Annotated in this window: 12 protein-coding genes; all 12 read left to right on the forward strand. The window is 64.6% G+C overall.

Annotation, left to right across the window (positions count from 1 at the left end; translation table 11 throughout):
- The first annotated feature begins 13 nt into the window (after positions 1 to 13).
- The 12 genes from RAK07_RS07965 to narI all read left to right on the forward strand — a co-directional run bounded on the left by RAK07_RS07965 (position 14) and on the right by narI (position 15,241).
- Positions 14 to 1,303 (forward strand): two-component system response regulator, encoded by a 1,290-nt coding sequence (locus tag RAK07_RS07965; RefSeq protein ID WP_305732304.1) that lies wholly within the window; start codon positions 14 to 16, stop codon positions 1,301 to 1,303.
- Positions 1,300 to 5,268 (forward strand): PAS domain-containing protein, encoded by a 3,969-nt coding sequence (locus RAK07_RS07970; RefSeq protein WP_305732305.1) that lies wholly within the window; start codon positions 1,300 to 1,302, stop codon positions 5,266 to 5,268. Before RAK07_RS07965 ends, RAK07_RS07970 begins: the two co-directional genes overlap by 4 nt.
- A 17-nt stretch (positions 5,269 to 5,285) precedes the next feature.
- A complete protein-coding gene (locus RAK07_RS07975) occupies positions 5,286 to 5,954 on the forward strand; it encodes a TIGR04283 family arsenosugar biosynthesis glycosyltransferase (RefSeq protein WP_305732306.1) in 669 nt (222 codons plus the stop codon).
- Positions 5,954 to 6,982 carry a TIGR04282 family arsenosugar biosynthesis glycosyltransferase gene (locus tag RAK07_RS07980; protein ID WP_305732307.1) on the forward strand — a complete coding sequence of 343 codons (1,029 nt, stop codon included), beginning with the start codon at positions 5,954 to 5,956 and terminating at the stop codon, positions 6,980 to 6,982. The genes RAK07_RS07975 and RAK07_RS07980 overlap by 1 nt, the downstream gene beginning before the upstream one ends.
- Positions 6,983 to 7,056: 74 nt before the next feature.
- Positions 7,057 to 7,323, forward strand: a complete 267-nt coding sequence (locus RAK07_RS07985) for a cytochrome c3 family protein (protein WP_305732308.1) — start codon at positions 7,057 to 7,059, stop codon at positions 7,321 to 7,323.
- A 177-nt stretch (positions 7,324 to 7,500) separates the two neighbouring features.
- On the forward strand, positions 7,501 to 7,722 hold the full coding sequence (locus RAK07_RS07990; protein WP_305732309.1) for a hypothetical protein: 222 nt from the start codon (positions 7,501 to 7,503) through the stop codon (positions 7,720 to 7,722).
- 3 nt (positions 7,723 to 7,725) lie between these two features.
- Positions 7,726 to 8,274, forward strand: a complete 549-nt coding sequence (locus tag RAK07_RS07995) for a hemerythrin domain-containing protein (protein ID WP_305732310.1) — start codon at positions 7,726 to 7,728, stop codon at positions 8,272 to 8,274.
- 228 nt (positions 8,275 to 8,502) lie between these two features.
- Positions 8,503 to 8,982, forward strand: coding sequence for a c-type cytochrome (locus RAK07_RS08000; RefSeq protein WP_305732311.1), 480 nt, complete (start codon positions 8,503 to 8,505; stop codon positions 8,980 to 8,982).
- A complete protein-coding gene (locus RAK07_RS08005) occupies positions 8,982 to 12,557 on the forward strand; it encodes a nitrate reductase subunit alpha (protein WP_305732312.1) in 3,576 nt (1,191 codons plus the stop codon). Before RAK07_RS08000 ends, RAK07_RS08005 begins: the two co-directional genes overlap by 1 nt.
- A 4-nt stretch (positions 12,558 to 12,561) precedes the next feature.
- A complete protein-coding gene (gene narH / locus RAK07_RS08010) occupies positions 12,562 to 14,013 on the forward strand; it encodes a nitrate reductase subunit beta (protein WP_305732313.1) in 1,452 nt (483 codons plus the stop codon).
- Complete coding sequence (gene narJ, locus RAK07_RS08015) at positions 14,010 to 14,567, forward strand: nitrate reductase molybdenum cofactor assembly chaperone (protein WP_305732314.1); 558 nt, start codon at positions 14,010 to 14,012, stop codon at positions 14,565 to 14,567. The genes narH and narJ overlap by 4 nt, the downstream gene beginning before the upstream one ends.
- Positions 14,561 to 15,241, forward strand: coding sequence for a respiratory nitrate reductase subunit gamma (gene narI / locus RAK07_RS08020; protein WP_305732315.1), 681 nt, complete (start codon positions 14,561 to 14,563; stop codon positions 15,239 to 15,241). The genes narJ and narI overlap by 7 nt, the downstream gene beginning before the upstream one ends.
- Positions 15,242 to 15,257 lie beyond the last annotated feature (16 nt).

Here is a 15,257-nt window from a genome sequence, read left to right on the forward strand (position 1 = left end):
AGAGCACACACCCATGCCCCTGAACCATGCCGACAGACCGCTTATCCTGCTGGTGGACGACATGCCCTCCAACCTGCACCTGCTGGTAGCGGCCCTGAAAGACGACTACCGGCTGAAGACCGCCGTCAACGGTGCCGCAGCCCTGGAGCTGGCGGCGCGGGAGGATCGGCCGGACCTGATCCTGCTGGACATGATGATGCCCGGCATGAGCGGCATCGACGTGCTGAAAGAGTTGCGGCAACAGCCGGAAACCGCCTCGATCCCCGTGATCTTCGTTACCGCCGACACCTCCGAACAGAGCCAGTTGGACGGCCTGGAGCTGGGGGCCGACGACTATCTCACCAAACCGGTGGTAACTGCCGTGCTGCAGGTGCGGGTACGCAACCTGCTCCAGCGCAAACGGATCGAGCGGGAACTGCGCCTTGCCAGTCACGTATTCAACTACAGTGGCGAAGCGATCATGATCACTGACCGCGACAACCGGATCATTGACGTCAACCCCGCCTTCAGCCGCCTCACCGGTTACAGCCTGGATGAGGTGCGGGGAGCAAATCCCCGGCTGCTCTCCTCCGGCCGCACCGCGCCCGAGGAGTACCAGGCCATCTGGCAAAGTATCCGGGAGCACGATTTCTGGCAGGGCGAGCTATGGGACCGCCGCAGGGACGGCTCCGTCTACCCCAAGCTGCTGACTATTTCCGTGGTGCGCAACCAGCGGGGCGAGATCGACTTCCACATCGGCAGCTTCACCGACATCACCCGCCAGAAGAACGTTGAAGCGGAGATCCGGCACATCGCCAATCACGACCACCTGACCGGCCTGCCCAACCGGATGTACCTGCAGGCCGCCCTGGAGCAGACCCTGGCCATGGCCCGACGGGACAAAAGCGAGGTTGCCGTCATGTTCGTCGACCTGGACCGCTTCAAGTCCATCAACGATACTTACGGCCATGCCGTCGGCGACGGCCTGCTGATCCAGGTGGCGGACCGACTGAAGGAGAGCGTGCGGGAGAGCGATCTGGTGGCACGCCTTGGCGGCGACGAATTCGTGGTAGTCGCAACCGGACAGGATATTCGGAACGGCGCGGCCACGGTGGCCATGAAAATCCTGTCGAGCCTCTCGACCCCCTACGGGGTTGACGGACAGACCCTGCACAGCACCCCCAGCGTCGGCATCAGCCTCTACCCGGAGGATGGCGCAACGGTGGAAGCGCTGATGAAGCACGCAGACCAGGCCATGTACCGGGTCAAGCAGGCGGGTCGGGGGCATTTCAGATTCTACGGTGACGGGGGGCAGACGGTATGACCCTGTTCAACAACCGCAGACAGCGGTTCCAGCAATGGCTGACTCTCGCCTTTATCCTGCTGTCCCTGGCCGTTTTGCTGGGCGTCCGTATCTATCAGGATCATCAGCGGACCGGTGAGCGGGAACGGGAGCGGCTCATGACCCAGACCCGCATCGTCCAGGAAAACCTGATCTGGAATTTCGACGCCCTGAACAAGGCGCTCACGAAACTGCGGCAAGAGCCTAGCCTGCTTTCCTTCAGCAGCGCCTACAATCAGCGGCTCATCGACCTGACCGACGCCATGCCCGGCGTGCGCACCATGCTGATCCTGGATGAACAGGGTGTCTGCCGGCTTGCCAACCGTCCGCAACTCATCGGCAACAATTTCAGTGTGCGGGATTATTTCAGCGTGCCCCGCCGGCAGGGTGATGCAAGCCTGCTGTACGTTTCTCCCCCCTTCAAAACCTCGCTGGGCACCTACGTGATCAACCTGAGCAAGACCATCAACAGGGCCGACGGCAGCTTTGCCGGGGTTGTGGCTGCTTCCCTGGATCCGGACTATTTCAGCACCCTGATCGGGTCGGTGCTCTACGAACCGGACATGTGGACCTATCTGAGCCATGGCGACGGCAAGCTCTTCCTGATCACCCCGTACCTCGACAGGGCGGCGGGCACGGACATGGCTGCCCCGGACAGCCTGTTCAGCCGCCATGTGGCCAGCGGTACTCCCGCCTCGATCCAGACCGGTGCAAGCAACCTCAGCGGCACCATACGCATGGCCGCCTTCCGCACCATCCAGCCGGAACGCCTGCAGATGAACAAGCCGCTGATCGTGTCGGCAAGCCGCAGTCTTCCGGAGGTGTACGCCACCTGGCGCACCGACACCCTGGTGCATGGCGCCCTCTTTGTCCTGTTCGCCCTGCTCTCCTCCCTGGCGCTGCTGCTGTACCAGCGCCGCCAGCAGGAGATCGCAGAGCAGAAGGCGGCTGCGGATGCCAGCATTCGCAGCCTCAGCGAAGAATTGGACCGTTTTTTCAGCATGTCCCTGGACCTACTCTGCATCGCCGATCTTGACGGCCACTTCAGGCGGCTGAACCGGTCCTGGGAGGAGACCCTGGGGTACACCGTGGACGAGCTGGCCGGCCAACGGTTTCTCGATTTCGTGCATCCCGAGGATATTCCGGCAACCCTGGCGGCCATGGCGGAACTGGGGGCCGAGCGGCAGGTACTGAGTTTGGTCAACCGCTACCGCTGCAGGGACGGCTCCTACCGCTGGATCGAGTGGCGCTCCAGCCCCTTTCAGAACCTGATCTACGCCGCGGCGCGGGATATTACCGAGCAAAAAACCAAGGAAGCGGCGCTGCGCACCGCCCTGACCGAGGCGAAACGGTTCCGGGAAGCCCTGGATCATGTCTCCTCCTATATTTTCATGAAAGACCGCGATCACCGGTACGTCTATGCCAACCGCCCCACCTTGGAACTGTTCGGCGTCACCCTGGAAGAGCTGGTGGGCAGCGAGGACAGCCGTTTCTTCCCCCCCGCCACGGTGCAGCGGCTGCGCGAGGTGGACTGCCGCGTGCTGGCCGGCGAGCAGACCGGTGCGGAGATCGACGTTGCCCACGCCGACGGCGGCCACCGGGTCTACTGGGAGGTCAAGACCCCCATTTACGAGGATCAGGAGCGGACCGCCATCTGGGGGCTCTGCGGCATCTCCACCGATATCACCGAATTGAAGACCACCGAGGCGGCGCTTGAGGAAAGCGAGCGCTTCATGCGGATGCTGACCGACATCATCCCCGGCATGGTGGGCTACTGGACCAGCGAGCTTCGCTGCGGTTTTGCCAACATCGCCTACCTGGAGTGGTTCGGCAAATCTCCGGAGGAGATGCGCGGCATCCATATCCGCGACCTGCTCGGGGAGGAGCTGTACCGGAAGAACGAGCCGTTCATCAGCGCCGCCCTGCGGGGAGAACGGCAACAGTTCGAGCGGACCATCGTCAAGGCGGACGGCAGCGCAGGCTACACCTGGGCTCACTACATACCCGATCTGGACAACGGCCGGGTCCGGGGCTTTTTCGTGCTGGTATCCGACGTCACCGAGCTGAAGCAGACCCAGCGCAAGCTGGAAAACCTCAACGAGGAACTGCTCAGCCGCACCGCCGAAGCGGAAGGCGCCAACCAGGCAAAATCAGAGTTCCTGGCCAACATGAGTCACGAAATCCGCACCCCCATGAACGCTATCCTGGGAATGACCCGACTGGTTCTGGAATCCGACCTGAATCGTCAGCAGCGGAACTTTTTGTCCAAGGTTTACAGTTCCTCCCAGGCACTGATGGGCATCCTCAACGACATTCTGGACTACTCAAAGATCGAGGCGGGACGGCTCGACATCGAGCACCTGCCGATGGATGTGACGGAAGTGGTCAGGGAAACGGCGGAACTGTTCAGACCGAGGCTCGAGGAAAAAGGGTTGCGGCTCACCCTTGAACTCGACACCTCCCTGCCGGAACTGGTCATCGGCGATCCATTGCGCCTTTCCCAGGTACTGAACAACCTGCTGGGCAATGCCGTGAAATTCACCGAAACCGGAGAAATCGGCATCAGGGTCGAAACGGTCCCGTCAGACCGGGACGGCAACGGCATCATACTGCGCTTCGCCGTGCGGGACACCGGCATCGGTCTTTCCAAGGAACAGGCGGACCGGTTGTTCCAGGCCTTCACCCAGGCCGACGGTACCATCACCCGCAAATACGGCGGCACCGGCCTGGGGTTGACCATCTGCCAGCGCCTGGTCAGGCTGATGGGCGGCGACATCCAGGTATCCAGCACCGAAGGAGCGGGGGCGACCTTTACGTTCACGATCCTGGTTACCGCAGCGCCGGCAGGTTCCCGGCCCGCCAGCCGCCATATTTTCCACGAGCAGGAGCTGCTGCCCGCCCACGTCGGGGAGCAAAACAGCACTGCGGGGAGACTGGGCGGCGAGCTGGAGAATGTCCATGTCCTGCTCGTGGAAGACAACCGGATCAACCAGGAGGTTGCCGCCGAATTCCTGCGGCAGCGGGGAGCAACCGTCACCCTGGCCGACAACGGTATCGAGGCACTGGAGCTGATTCAGCGCCCCTCCTTCGATGCCGTGTTGATGGACCTGCACATGCCGGTGATGGATGGATTCGAGGCCACCAGAAAAATCCGGGAGTTGCATGATAGTGCCAAACTGCCGGTCATCGCCATGACTGCCGCCGTCATGCAGGAAGATCGTGAGCGCTGTTCCGCCGCCGGCATGGTGGACTTCATTGCCAAGCCGATCAACCCCGATGAACTGGTACAAGTGCTCAGGCGCTGGCTGAAACCGGACAGCCCGGTCCCGACGCCTCAGCCCCCGGAGAAGCAGCCACCACCGCCGGACACGGTAATGCCCGAGCTTCCCGGCTTCAACACCACTGCCGCCCTGCGCCGCATGGGAGGCAACATCGCCCTGTTGCGGAGCCTGCTGCGGCAGTTTTCCCTGGAGTATGGCGCCTCGACGGAAGGACTGAGCGCCTTTTTGGAGGCCGGCAACATCGACCAGGCCTGCCACCTGGTCCACACCATCAAGGGGGCGGCCGGCACCCTTGGGGCAACCGCCATTGCCGAAGCCGCAATCGCACTGGAAGAAGAGCTGCGCGGCAACCTCCCGCCGGTCAGCTTCGAGCGTTTCCGGCGCGAGATGTCCGCCGCCATGGCCACCATCGATGCCGCACTCCCGGCGCCGGCGCAACCGGACGTCCAGCCTGTGGCGACCGACGCGCCACCGCTCGCTCCACTCCTGGCCGAATTGGCCGGTTACCTGCGGGAGCAGGAACTGGTACCCGACCGTTTGCTGGGCAGCCTGCAGGCTCTGGCCGAAGCCGGCGACAACGCCCTGCTCAGAACCCTGCTGCGCCAGCTTGACCGTTTCGACCATGCCGGCGCGCTGGCAACGGTGGCACGGCTGACCGGCGAGTGAGCAGAGCGGTGCATGCCATGAAGGTTTCCGTCATCATACCGGTCCTGTTCGAAGCGGAGCGGATCAACGACGCCGTGGAACAGGTTCGCCGCTACGCCGACGATACCGAAATCATTGTGGTAGACGGCGATCCCGCCGGCTCCACCCTGTCAGCCACCGCCGATACCCGGATCGTCCACCTGATCGCCCCTCCGGGACGGGGCAGCCAGCTGGCTGCCGGCGTCCGTGCCGCACACGGCGACCTGCTGCTCCTCCTCCATGCCGACACCCTGCTGCCTGCCGACGCCTTTGCCTCCCTGCGACGAGCAGCTGCTGCGGGAGCAGACTGGGGCTCTTTCCGGCTGGGAATCGACGCCATCGGAGCCGGCTGGCGCCTGATGGAACGGATTATCGACCTGCGCTGCCGCCTCTTCTCCCTCCCCTACGGCGATCAGGCGATTTTTCTCACCCGCGATGCCATCGAGCGGATCGGCGGTATTCCTGAAATTCCTCTCATGGAGGACGTGGCGCTGGTGCGCAGCCTGAAATGCTGCCGACTGCGCGGCATCCTGCTGCCGGAACGGGTCCGCACCTCACCGCGACGCTGGCAGCGGGACGGCATTGTCCGGCGCAGCCTGAAGAACTGGTGGCTGCTCCTGCGTTACCTGGCCGGCACTCCGCCGGAACGGCTGGCACGGGAATACTGATGGAGACAGCCGGCAGCTGCATTGCCCTCTTCGTCAAACCGCCGCTGCCGGGCCGGGTGAAGACCCGCCTTGCCCGCAGCATCGGTCACCCTGCCGCCTGCCGGCTGTACGAGATGCTGGTGCGCCGGACCATCGCCCACTGTCGTGCCTCGGGCCTGTCGCTCGTGATCTGCCATGACGGCGACGATCCCGCGTTGCTGCCCGCCTTCTGGCTGAAGCGGGCATCGACCTGCCTGCCGCAGCGGGGCGCCGACCTGGGGGAACGGATGGCCGACGCCTTCACCCGCCTCTTCGCGGCCGGCGCACAGCGGGTCATCCTGATCGGCAGCGACATCCCGGGGTTGGATGCCGACTACCTGCGCCAGGCCGACCGCCTGCTCGCTCACCACGGCTTGGTGATCGGGCCGGCCCTGGATGGCGGTTACTGCCTGATCGCCCTGCAGGCTGCGGCCTTCAGCCCGGAGCTGTTCCGCGGCATCCCCTGGAGCGGCGAACGGGTACTGGAACTGACCCTGGCCGCCGCCCGTACCGTCGGTCTTTCGCCGGTGATGCTTGCTCCCCTGCGGGACCTGGACACTATTGACGACTTGCAGGCCCTGCGGGCTGCGGGACTGCTGCCGGAGGAGGAAACCATGGACACGATCTCGTGCAGTGATCGCGAATGGCGGGAACGACTCACCCCCACCCAGTACCGGATCACCCGGCTGGCCGGCACCGAGCCCCCTTTTGTCAACCCCTACTGGAACAACCATGCAGCCGGTCTCTACCGTTGCGTCTGCTGCGCGCTTCCCCTCTTCCGCTCCGACGACAAATACGATTCCGGCAGCGGCTGGCCCAGCTTCTTTCAGCCGGTGGACCCGGCCCACTTCGTCACCGACGAGGATCGCTCCCTGGGAATGGTGCGCACCGAACTGCGCTGCGCCCGGTGCGACGCCCACCTGGGACATCTCTTCCCCGACGGCCCTCCCCCCACGGGGCAGCGTTACTGCATCAACTCCGCAGCCCTGGAATTTATCCCGGACCCCTGATTTTTGACTCCGGTCAAAGTATACCGGCCGGTTGAAGGCTATGCTCGGCGCAGTTCACCGGAGGTAACCATTCCATGCGCCGCCTGTTGTTCCCCCTGTTGCTTGTACTTACCGTTGTCCCGGCTACGGCAACCGCCTTTGAATGCACCGTCTGCCACAGCAAAAACCCCGCCATGGTGAAAATGCACGCTGCCGCGCGGGGACAGGGCTGCTTCGGCTGCCACCGGGTGGGAGAACGGCTGATGGGCAAGAAACAGCCCAAGGACCGGGAAAGCCTGCTGGCCCGCCGCCAGATCGATACCACCTGCCTGCCGTGCCATGGGACGCCCCCGGCACGCTGACCCACCCCCTCATCATCGTACAGGCCCGCCATGAGTGGTCTTTGTAGTGCCTGACCGGACCGCGCCGCCGGTCACCCCCACAACCAAAAGACCATTGCTGTCTTTTTTGACCGCCATCATCCATTTTTCTCTCCCGCTCCCTTACCCTGAGATCATCACAGAGCACGGGAGGCAATCATGCACCTGATCAACGGTTTGGGAGAATGGGCAATACAGGATGTTCTGAAGAAACACCCCGGTGTGGGACCGATTCTGGAGCAGGCCGGCATCGGCTGCGTCACCTGCTCGGTGGGGATCTGCCTGCTCAAGGACGTGGTGTCGATCCACGCCCTGCCGGCGGAGGAGGAAGCGCGTCTTGAACGGGAAATCAACGACCATCTGGCCGGAAGGGAGGAATAACTCATGAAGACCGACATTACCCATGCCCTGATTGAAGAGCACAAGCTGATCCTGCGCATGATCGCCCTGCTGGAGAACAACGCCCGGCGCACCGCCGAAGGAAACTACACCACCTGGCAGTTCTACCGGGACGGTATCGACTTCATCCGCCAGTACGCCGACCGGTTCCACCACGCGAAAGAAGAGGATGTGCTCTTCACGGCCCTGATCGACAACGGCATGCCCCGCGAGCACAGCCCGGTGGCGGCCATGCTGATGGAGCACGAACGGGGTCGCGCCTTTGTCGGCGCCCTGGAGGAGGCGGTGACCGAGGCGGAGGCCGGCAATAGGCAGGCATACGGAAGGATCGCCGAAAATGCCCTTGGCTACGCGGCCCTGCTGCGGGACCATATCGCCAAGGAGGACGGCATCCTCTACCCCCTGGCGGAACGGATCGTTCCCGAGGCGATGCGGCAGCGTATCGTCAACGGCTACCGCGACGCCGAGGCGAAGACGCCGACCGCCCCGGGTGACCACTACCGGCGACTCGTTGAGCAGTACGAACGGGAATAGCCGGTTCGTCACCGCGTATGACATCGTACTAAACCGCTTTTTCAATCATGAGAAAGCGGTTTTTCTTTTTCCGCACCAACTCCAAGCCCCTGGATTACACTATTTAAAGATCGTTTTAGTCCTTATTCCCACACAACTTACTGTACTTTTTTTGACCGCGGTCAATGTTTTGGTAAAATATCGTTTTATGATGATGTCATCATACCACCCTACAGGAGGGACCACCCCATGCGACACCTGATCAGGCTTGGCTGTCTCCTCATCCTGGCGCTGGCCGTTCCGGCGGGAACCACGTCCGCGCAGCAGGAGCCCGCACCGGTCCCGGCCGGCGACCCGGCACGCGGCGCGGACCTGTACACCGGCGCCCTCTCCTTTGCCAAAGGAGCCGCCCCCTGCGGCGCCTGCCATGCCCTGGCCAACCGGGGAATCACCGGCGCACGGATGGCCGCCGACCTGGGCGGACTGTTCACCGCCGACAGTGCCGACGCCATCAGGGATACGGTCGGCGCCATCGAGGTGCCGGTGATGAAGAAGATCTACAGCGCCCATCCCCTGACCGACACCGAATATGCCGATCTGGCCGCCTTTGCCCGCCAGCCGCTGCCCACCACGCCCGTGGACCGTGGCACCACCCTTCCCCTGGCCGGGGCCGGAGTCGCTGCCCTGTTTCTGCTCTGCTTCACGTTCCATAAAAGGAGGATATCCTGATGAGCACCACACGGATCACGGACGATCATTCCCTGGGAGCACGCGACTGGGAAGAGTTCTACCGCAACCGCTGGCAGTACGACAAGGTGGTGCGCAGCGCCCACGGGGTGAACTGTACCGGCGGCTGCAGCTGGATGGTGCATGTCAAGGACGGCATCGTCGGCTGGGAACTGCAGGCCAACGACTACCCCCAGTTCAACGGCGAACTGCCGAACCACGAACCGCGCGGCTGCCCCCGGGGGATCAGCTTCTCCTGGTACCTCTACAGCCCCCTGCGGGTGAAGCACCCTTATATGCGCGGCGTGCTGCTGGACCTCTGGCGTGAGGCCCGTCAACGGTTCGACGATCCGGTGGAGGCATGGAAGAGCATCGTGGAGAACCCCCAGGCGCGGCAGAGCTACACCGGCAGCCGCGGCATGGGCGGGTTCCGGCGGGTTGCCTGGGAAACGGCCCAGGAACTGATCGCCGCCTCCTCCCTCTACACGGCAAAGACGTACGGTCCCGACCGGGTGGTGGGCTTTTCGCCGATCCCGGCCATGTCCATGATCAGCTACGCCGCCGGCAGCCGGTTCCTGCAGCTCTTCGGCGGCGTGGCCATGAGCTTCTACGACTGGTACTGCGACCTTCCCCCGGCGTCTCCCCAGGTCTGGGGCGAGCAGACCGACGTCAACGAATCGGCCGACTGGTACAACGCCTCTTACATCGTGCTCTGCGGCTCCAACGTGCCGATGACCCGCACCCCGGACGCCCACTTCCTCTCCGAGGCCCGCTATCGCGGTACCAAGGTGGTGGTCATGTCCCCGGACTACAACATGGCCACCAAGTTCGCCGACGCCTGGCTGCCGGTTGAGCAGGGGCACGACGGCGCCTTCTGGATGGCGCTCAACCACGTCCTCCTCACCGAGTTCTACGTCGAGCGCCAGGTTCCCTTCTTCGACGAGTACGTGCGGAACTATACCGACCTCCCCTTCCTGGTCAAACTGACCGAGAAGGACGGCGCGCTGCGCCAGGGGGAGTTCCTGCGTGCCTCGGAGCTGGAGCGGGCCGAGGGGCTGGAGCATGCCGACTGGACCATGTGCGTCTGCGACAGCGCCGGCAGCGTCCGCATCCCCCACGGCAGCATCGGCTCCCGCTACAGCAAGCGGGAAGGGGCCTGGAATCTGGACATGAAGGATATGGTGGACGGCGGCGAGATCGACTGCAGCCTCTCCTTCCTGGGGGGGGAAACCGGCATGGTGCGCTTCTCCTTCGAGGCGGACGGCGACCTGCTGCGGGAAGTGCCGGTACGACGGGTCATGACCAGAAACGGCGAGGTGACCGTTGCCACGGTGTTCGACCTGCTCATGGCCCAGTTCGGCGTCTCCCGGGGCCTGAAAGGGGACTACCCCGCCGGCTACGGCGACGACAAGCCGTTCACTCCGGCCTGGCAGGAGAAGTACACCGGCATTGCCGCGGAAACCCTGCTCAAGATCGCCCGCGAGTGGGGTCAGAACGGCGAACAGAGCAACGGCCGCAACATGGTCATCATCGGCGCCGGCATCAACCACTGGTACCACAACGACCTGATCTACCGCTCCATCATCACCGCCCTGATCCTCACCGGCAGCGTGGGGCGCAACGGCGCCGGTCTGGCCCACTACGTCGGCCAGGAAAAGGTGGTGCCCCTGGCCCCGTGGACCACCGTGGCCATGGCCCAGGACTGGACCAAGGCGTCCCGCCTGCAGAACACCCCCAGCTTCTGGTACATCCACTCCGACCAGTGGCGCTACGACCGCACCTTTGTGGACTACTTCAAGCCGGAGACCGGCGAGAACATGCCGCTGCACGCCGCCGACTTCAACGCCAAGGCGGTCCGGCTGGGCTGGCTCCCCTTCGCCCCCCATTTCAACGACAACACCCTACGGCTGGTGGAGGCGGCCAAGGCGGCCGGCGCCGCCACCGACGACGAGATCCGCGCCTGGCTGGTGGCCCGCCTGAAAAGCGGTCAGACCCGTTTCGCCATCGAGGACCCGGACGGCGCGGGGAACTCCCCCAAGGTCTGGTTCATCTGGCGCGGCAACGCCATCTCCTCCAGCGCCAAGGGGCACGAATTCTTCCTCAAGCATGTCATCGGCGCCCCCAACAGCAGCTTCACCGCCCGGGAAGCGGCCAAGGGACAGGTGCACGAGCTGGTCTGGCACGAACAGGCCCCCACCGCCAAGATGGACCTGGTGGTGGACCTGAACTTCCGGATGGACACCTCCACCCTCTACTCCGACATCGTGCTGCCGGCAGCCACCTGGTACGAGAAGTCGGACCTGAACACCACCGACATGCACTCCTTTGTCAACTGCATGGACGCCGCCGTGCCGCCGGCCTGGGAGTCGCGGACCGACTGGGACATCTTCGGCGGCATCGCCGCCAAGGTCAGCGAACTGGCCCCGGCCCACTTCCCGGCGCCGGTCAGGGATATCATCGCCGCCCCGCTGCTCCACGACACGCCGGGCGAAATCGCCCAGCGCAGCGTCAAGGACTGGAAGCTGGGCGAATGCGAGGCGATACCGGGCACGACCATGCCCAACCTGCCGATCGTGGAGCGGGACTACGTCAACCTCTACAACCGCTTCCTCTCCCTGGGGCCCGGCATCGGCCACCTCCATGCCCACGGAGTGAACTTCGACGCCGAGGATGTCCACGCCAGGCTGCTCAAGGAGATGCCGACCCGCTCCTGGGGCGACAAAAGCTTCGTGGATCTGCAGGACACCCGCACCGTGGCCGACGTGCTGATGGCCTTTGCCCCGGAAACCAACGGCGAGCTGGCCTACCGCGCCTACCAGAACCTGGAGAAGCGGGTGGGCAAGCCGCTGGCCCAGATCGCCGCCGGCGACCGCAATTTCCGGATCACCTGGGAGGAGATCACCCAGAAGCCGCGCCGCTTCATCAGCACCCCGGTCTGGAGCGGCCTGGTCAACGACAGCCGTCCCTACGCCCCCTACACCCTGAACGTGGAGCACGGCGTACCCTGGCGCACCCTGACCGGCCGGCAGTCCTTCTACCTGGATCACCCCTACTACGGCCAGTTCCACGAGGGGCTGCCCACCTTCAAGGCCAAGCTCGACCCGGCCATCCTGGACGAGACCGAGGGGGAAAGCGGGCTGATCCTCAACCTCCTCACCCCCCACGGCAAGTGGAGCATCCATTCCACGTACAGCGACAACCTGCGGATGCTGACCCTTTCCCGGGGCGGCCCCGTGGTCTGGCTGAACCATGAGGATGCGGCAAGCGCCGGCATCGAGGACAACGAGCCGATCGAGGTCTACAACGCCAACGGCGTGGTGACCAGCCGGGCCGTGGTGTCGTCCCGCATCCCGCGGGGAGCGGCCATCATGTACCACGCCCCGGAACGGACCCTGGACATCAGGAAATCGCGCAAGAGCGGCAAGCGGGGCGGCGTGCACAACTCCCTCTCCCGCATCCGCCTGAAGCCGACCCTGATGCTCGGCGGCTACGCCCAGTTCAGCTACTACTTCAATTACTGGGGACCGACCGGCGTGAACCGTGACAGCTACGTGGTGGTCAGAAAGTTGAGGGGGTGAGGCTATGAACGTCAGAGCACAACTGGTCATGGTATTCAATCTGGACAAGTGCATCGGCTGCCACGCCTGCAGCATCTCCTGCAAGAACATCTGGACCGACCGCAAGGGCGCCGAGTACATGTGGTGGAACAACGTCGAAACCAAGCCGGGCGTCGGCTACCCCAGGAAATGGGAGGATCAGGAGACGTTCAAGGGGGGCTGGCTGCGGGACGGCAGCAGGCTGAAGCTGCGCGCCCTGGGCAAGGGCCCCACCCTGCTCAACATGTTCTTCCAGCCCAACATGCCCAAGCTGGACGACTACTACGAGCCGTTCGACTTCGACTACAGCAACCTCTACAAGGCCCCGCCGGGAAGCGACCAGCCGGTGGCCGAGGCGTTCTCGCAGATCTCCGGGAAGCGGATGGAGGAGATCACCGGCGGCCCCAACTGGGACGACGACCTCTCCGGCTCGCAGACCTACGCCGCCAGCGACGTCAACCTGGAGGACCGCAGCATCGTCGAGGACTACGGCCGCATGTTCATGCAGTACCTGCCCCGTATCTGCAACCACTGCCTGAACCCGGCCTGCGTCGCCTCCTGCCCCTCGCGGGCGCTCTACAAGCGGGGAGAGGACGGCGTGGTGCTGGTGGACCAGGAGGTCTGCAAGGGGTGGCGGTTCTGCACCAGCGCCTGCCCCTACAAGAAGGTCTACTTCAACTGGCAGAGCGGCAAGGCCGAGAAATGCATCTTCTGCTTCCCGCGGGTGGAGAGCGGACAGTGCAACGCCTGCGCCCACAGTTGCGTGGGCAGGATCCGTCACGTGGGGGTGCTGCTCTACGACGCCGACCGGGTGGAAGAGGCGCTGCTCAGGGCGGACGATGAACTGGTGGCGGCGCAGCGCTCGGTGATCCTGAACCCCCGCGACCCCCGGGTACGGGAGGCGGCCCGTGCGAACGGGGTCAGCGAACAGTGGCTGACGGCCGCGGAAAAATCGCCGGTCTACGCCCTGGTCAAGGAGTTTGGCGTGGCGCTGCCGCTACACCCCGAATTCCGCACCATGCCGATGGCCTGGTACATCCCCTCCCTCTCGCCGGTGATCTCCAGCGGCAGGGATCTGCACGAACTGGCCGACCACGGCACCTTCCCGCTCATGGAGACCATGCGGGCGCCGATCAGCTACCTGGCCAACCTGCTGGCCGGCGGCAACCGGGAGATCATCGCCGAAATCCTGCGCAAGCTGATCGCCCTGCGGCTCTACAAGCGGGCCGACACCCTGGGGCAGACGCTGGAAACCTCGATCCTGCACAACGCCGGCCTGGACCGGGCAAGCGCCGACAGGCTCTACCGCCTCTTCACCATCGCCCCCTACGGTGAACGCTTCCTCATCCCGGCCCAGCAGCGCGAGGAGCAGGACCCGCAGCAGCGCAAGGGAACCGCCGGCTTCGGCATCCTCAAGAAGACACGGGGGGCGCGATGAACAGTCCGGAACTCTACGACGCCCTGTCCCGCCTGCTGGACTACCCGGAAAACCCGGAGCAGGTGCGGCGGGACCAGGCCCTGGTCGGCGACCTGCTGGGCAGACGCTACCCCGACTGCCATCTCGACTCCTTTGCCGCCTTCGTCGCCTCCTCCCCGGAAGCGGCGCTGCAGGAGGAGTACGTCGCCACCTTCGACTTCAACCCGACCACCGCCCCCTACCTGGGTCACCATCTCTTTGGCGACAACCAGAAAAAAGGGGGATATATGATCATGCTGAAACAGGAGTACGAACGCCGGGGCTACGTCGCCAACGGCTGCGAGCTTCCCGACCACCTTGCCGTGGTGCTCGGCTTCCTGGCCCACCAGGCCCGTCGGGAGGAAACGGAGGAGGAAGCGGAAACCCGTCGCCGGTTCATCGCCCAGTGCGTGCTACCGGGGGTCGAGCGGCTGCAGGCGGCCTTCGACGAACGGCAGCACTCCCCCTGGCGACCGCTCATTGAAGCAGTGCGGCTGTTGTGCGCGGAAGATTGCAAGGAGGTTCCGTCATGCTGAACACCATCGTTTTCGTCATACTCCCCTACGTGGCCCTGGCGCTGCTCCTGTTCGTGACGCCGTACCGCTTCTTCAGCAACCGGCTGACCTGGTCCGCCTACTCCACCCAGTTTCTGGAGCGCGACACCCTCTACTGGGGGATCAATCCCTGGCACTACGGCATCCTGCCGGTGCTGCTGGCTCACCTCTTCGCCACCCTGTTCCCCGGCGTCACCGCGGCCCTGCTGGGGGACCGCACCCGGCTGCTGGTGGTGGAGGCCACCGGCCTTGGGCTGGGAATCATCGCCCTGCTGGGCTGCCTGATCCTGTTGCTCCGCCGGGCGAACTCCCCCATCCTGGGCAAGGTCACCTCGCCGGCCGACATCCTGCTGCTCCTGGTGCTGGCGCTCCAGACCGCCAGCGGCATCGTGGTGGCGGTCACCGCCGGCTGGGGAGCCCAGTGGTATCCGGCCACGGCCGGTCCCTACCTGCGCTCCCTGGTACTGCTCAACCCGCAGCCCGAGTACGTAAGCGGCATTTCCACCGCCTTCACCCTGCATGTGGCCGGCGCCTTCCTGCTGCTGGCGGTGCTGCCCTTCACCAAGCTGGTGCACCTGCTCTACCTGCCGTTCGATTTCCTGAAGGACCCGCCGCTGTTGTACAAGTGGCGGACGCGGCGGGACGAAATCGGCTAGCAGCTTCACCCCACAA

Origin of the sequence: Trichlorobacter ammonificans, assembly GCF_933509905.1 — a bacterium.
In the GTDB taxonomy this organism is placed as follows: Bacteria; Desulfobacterota; Desulfuromonadia; order Geobacterales; family Pseudopelobacteraceae; genus Trichlorobacter; species Trichlorobacter ammonificans.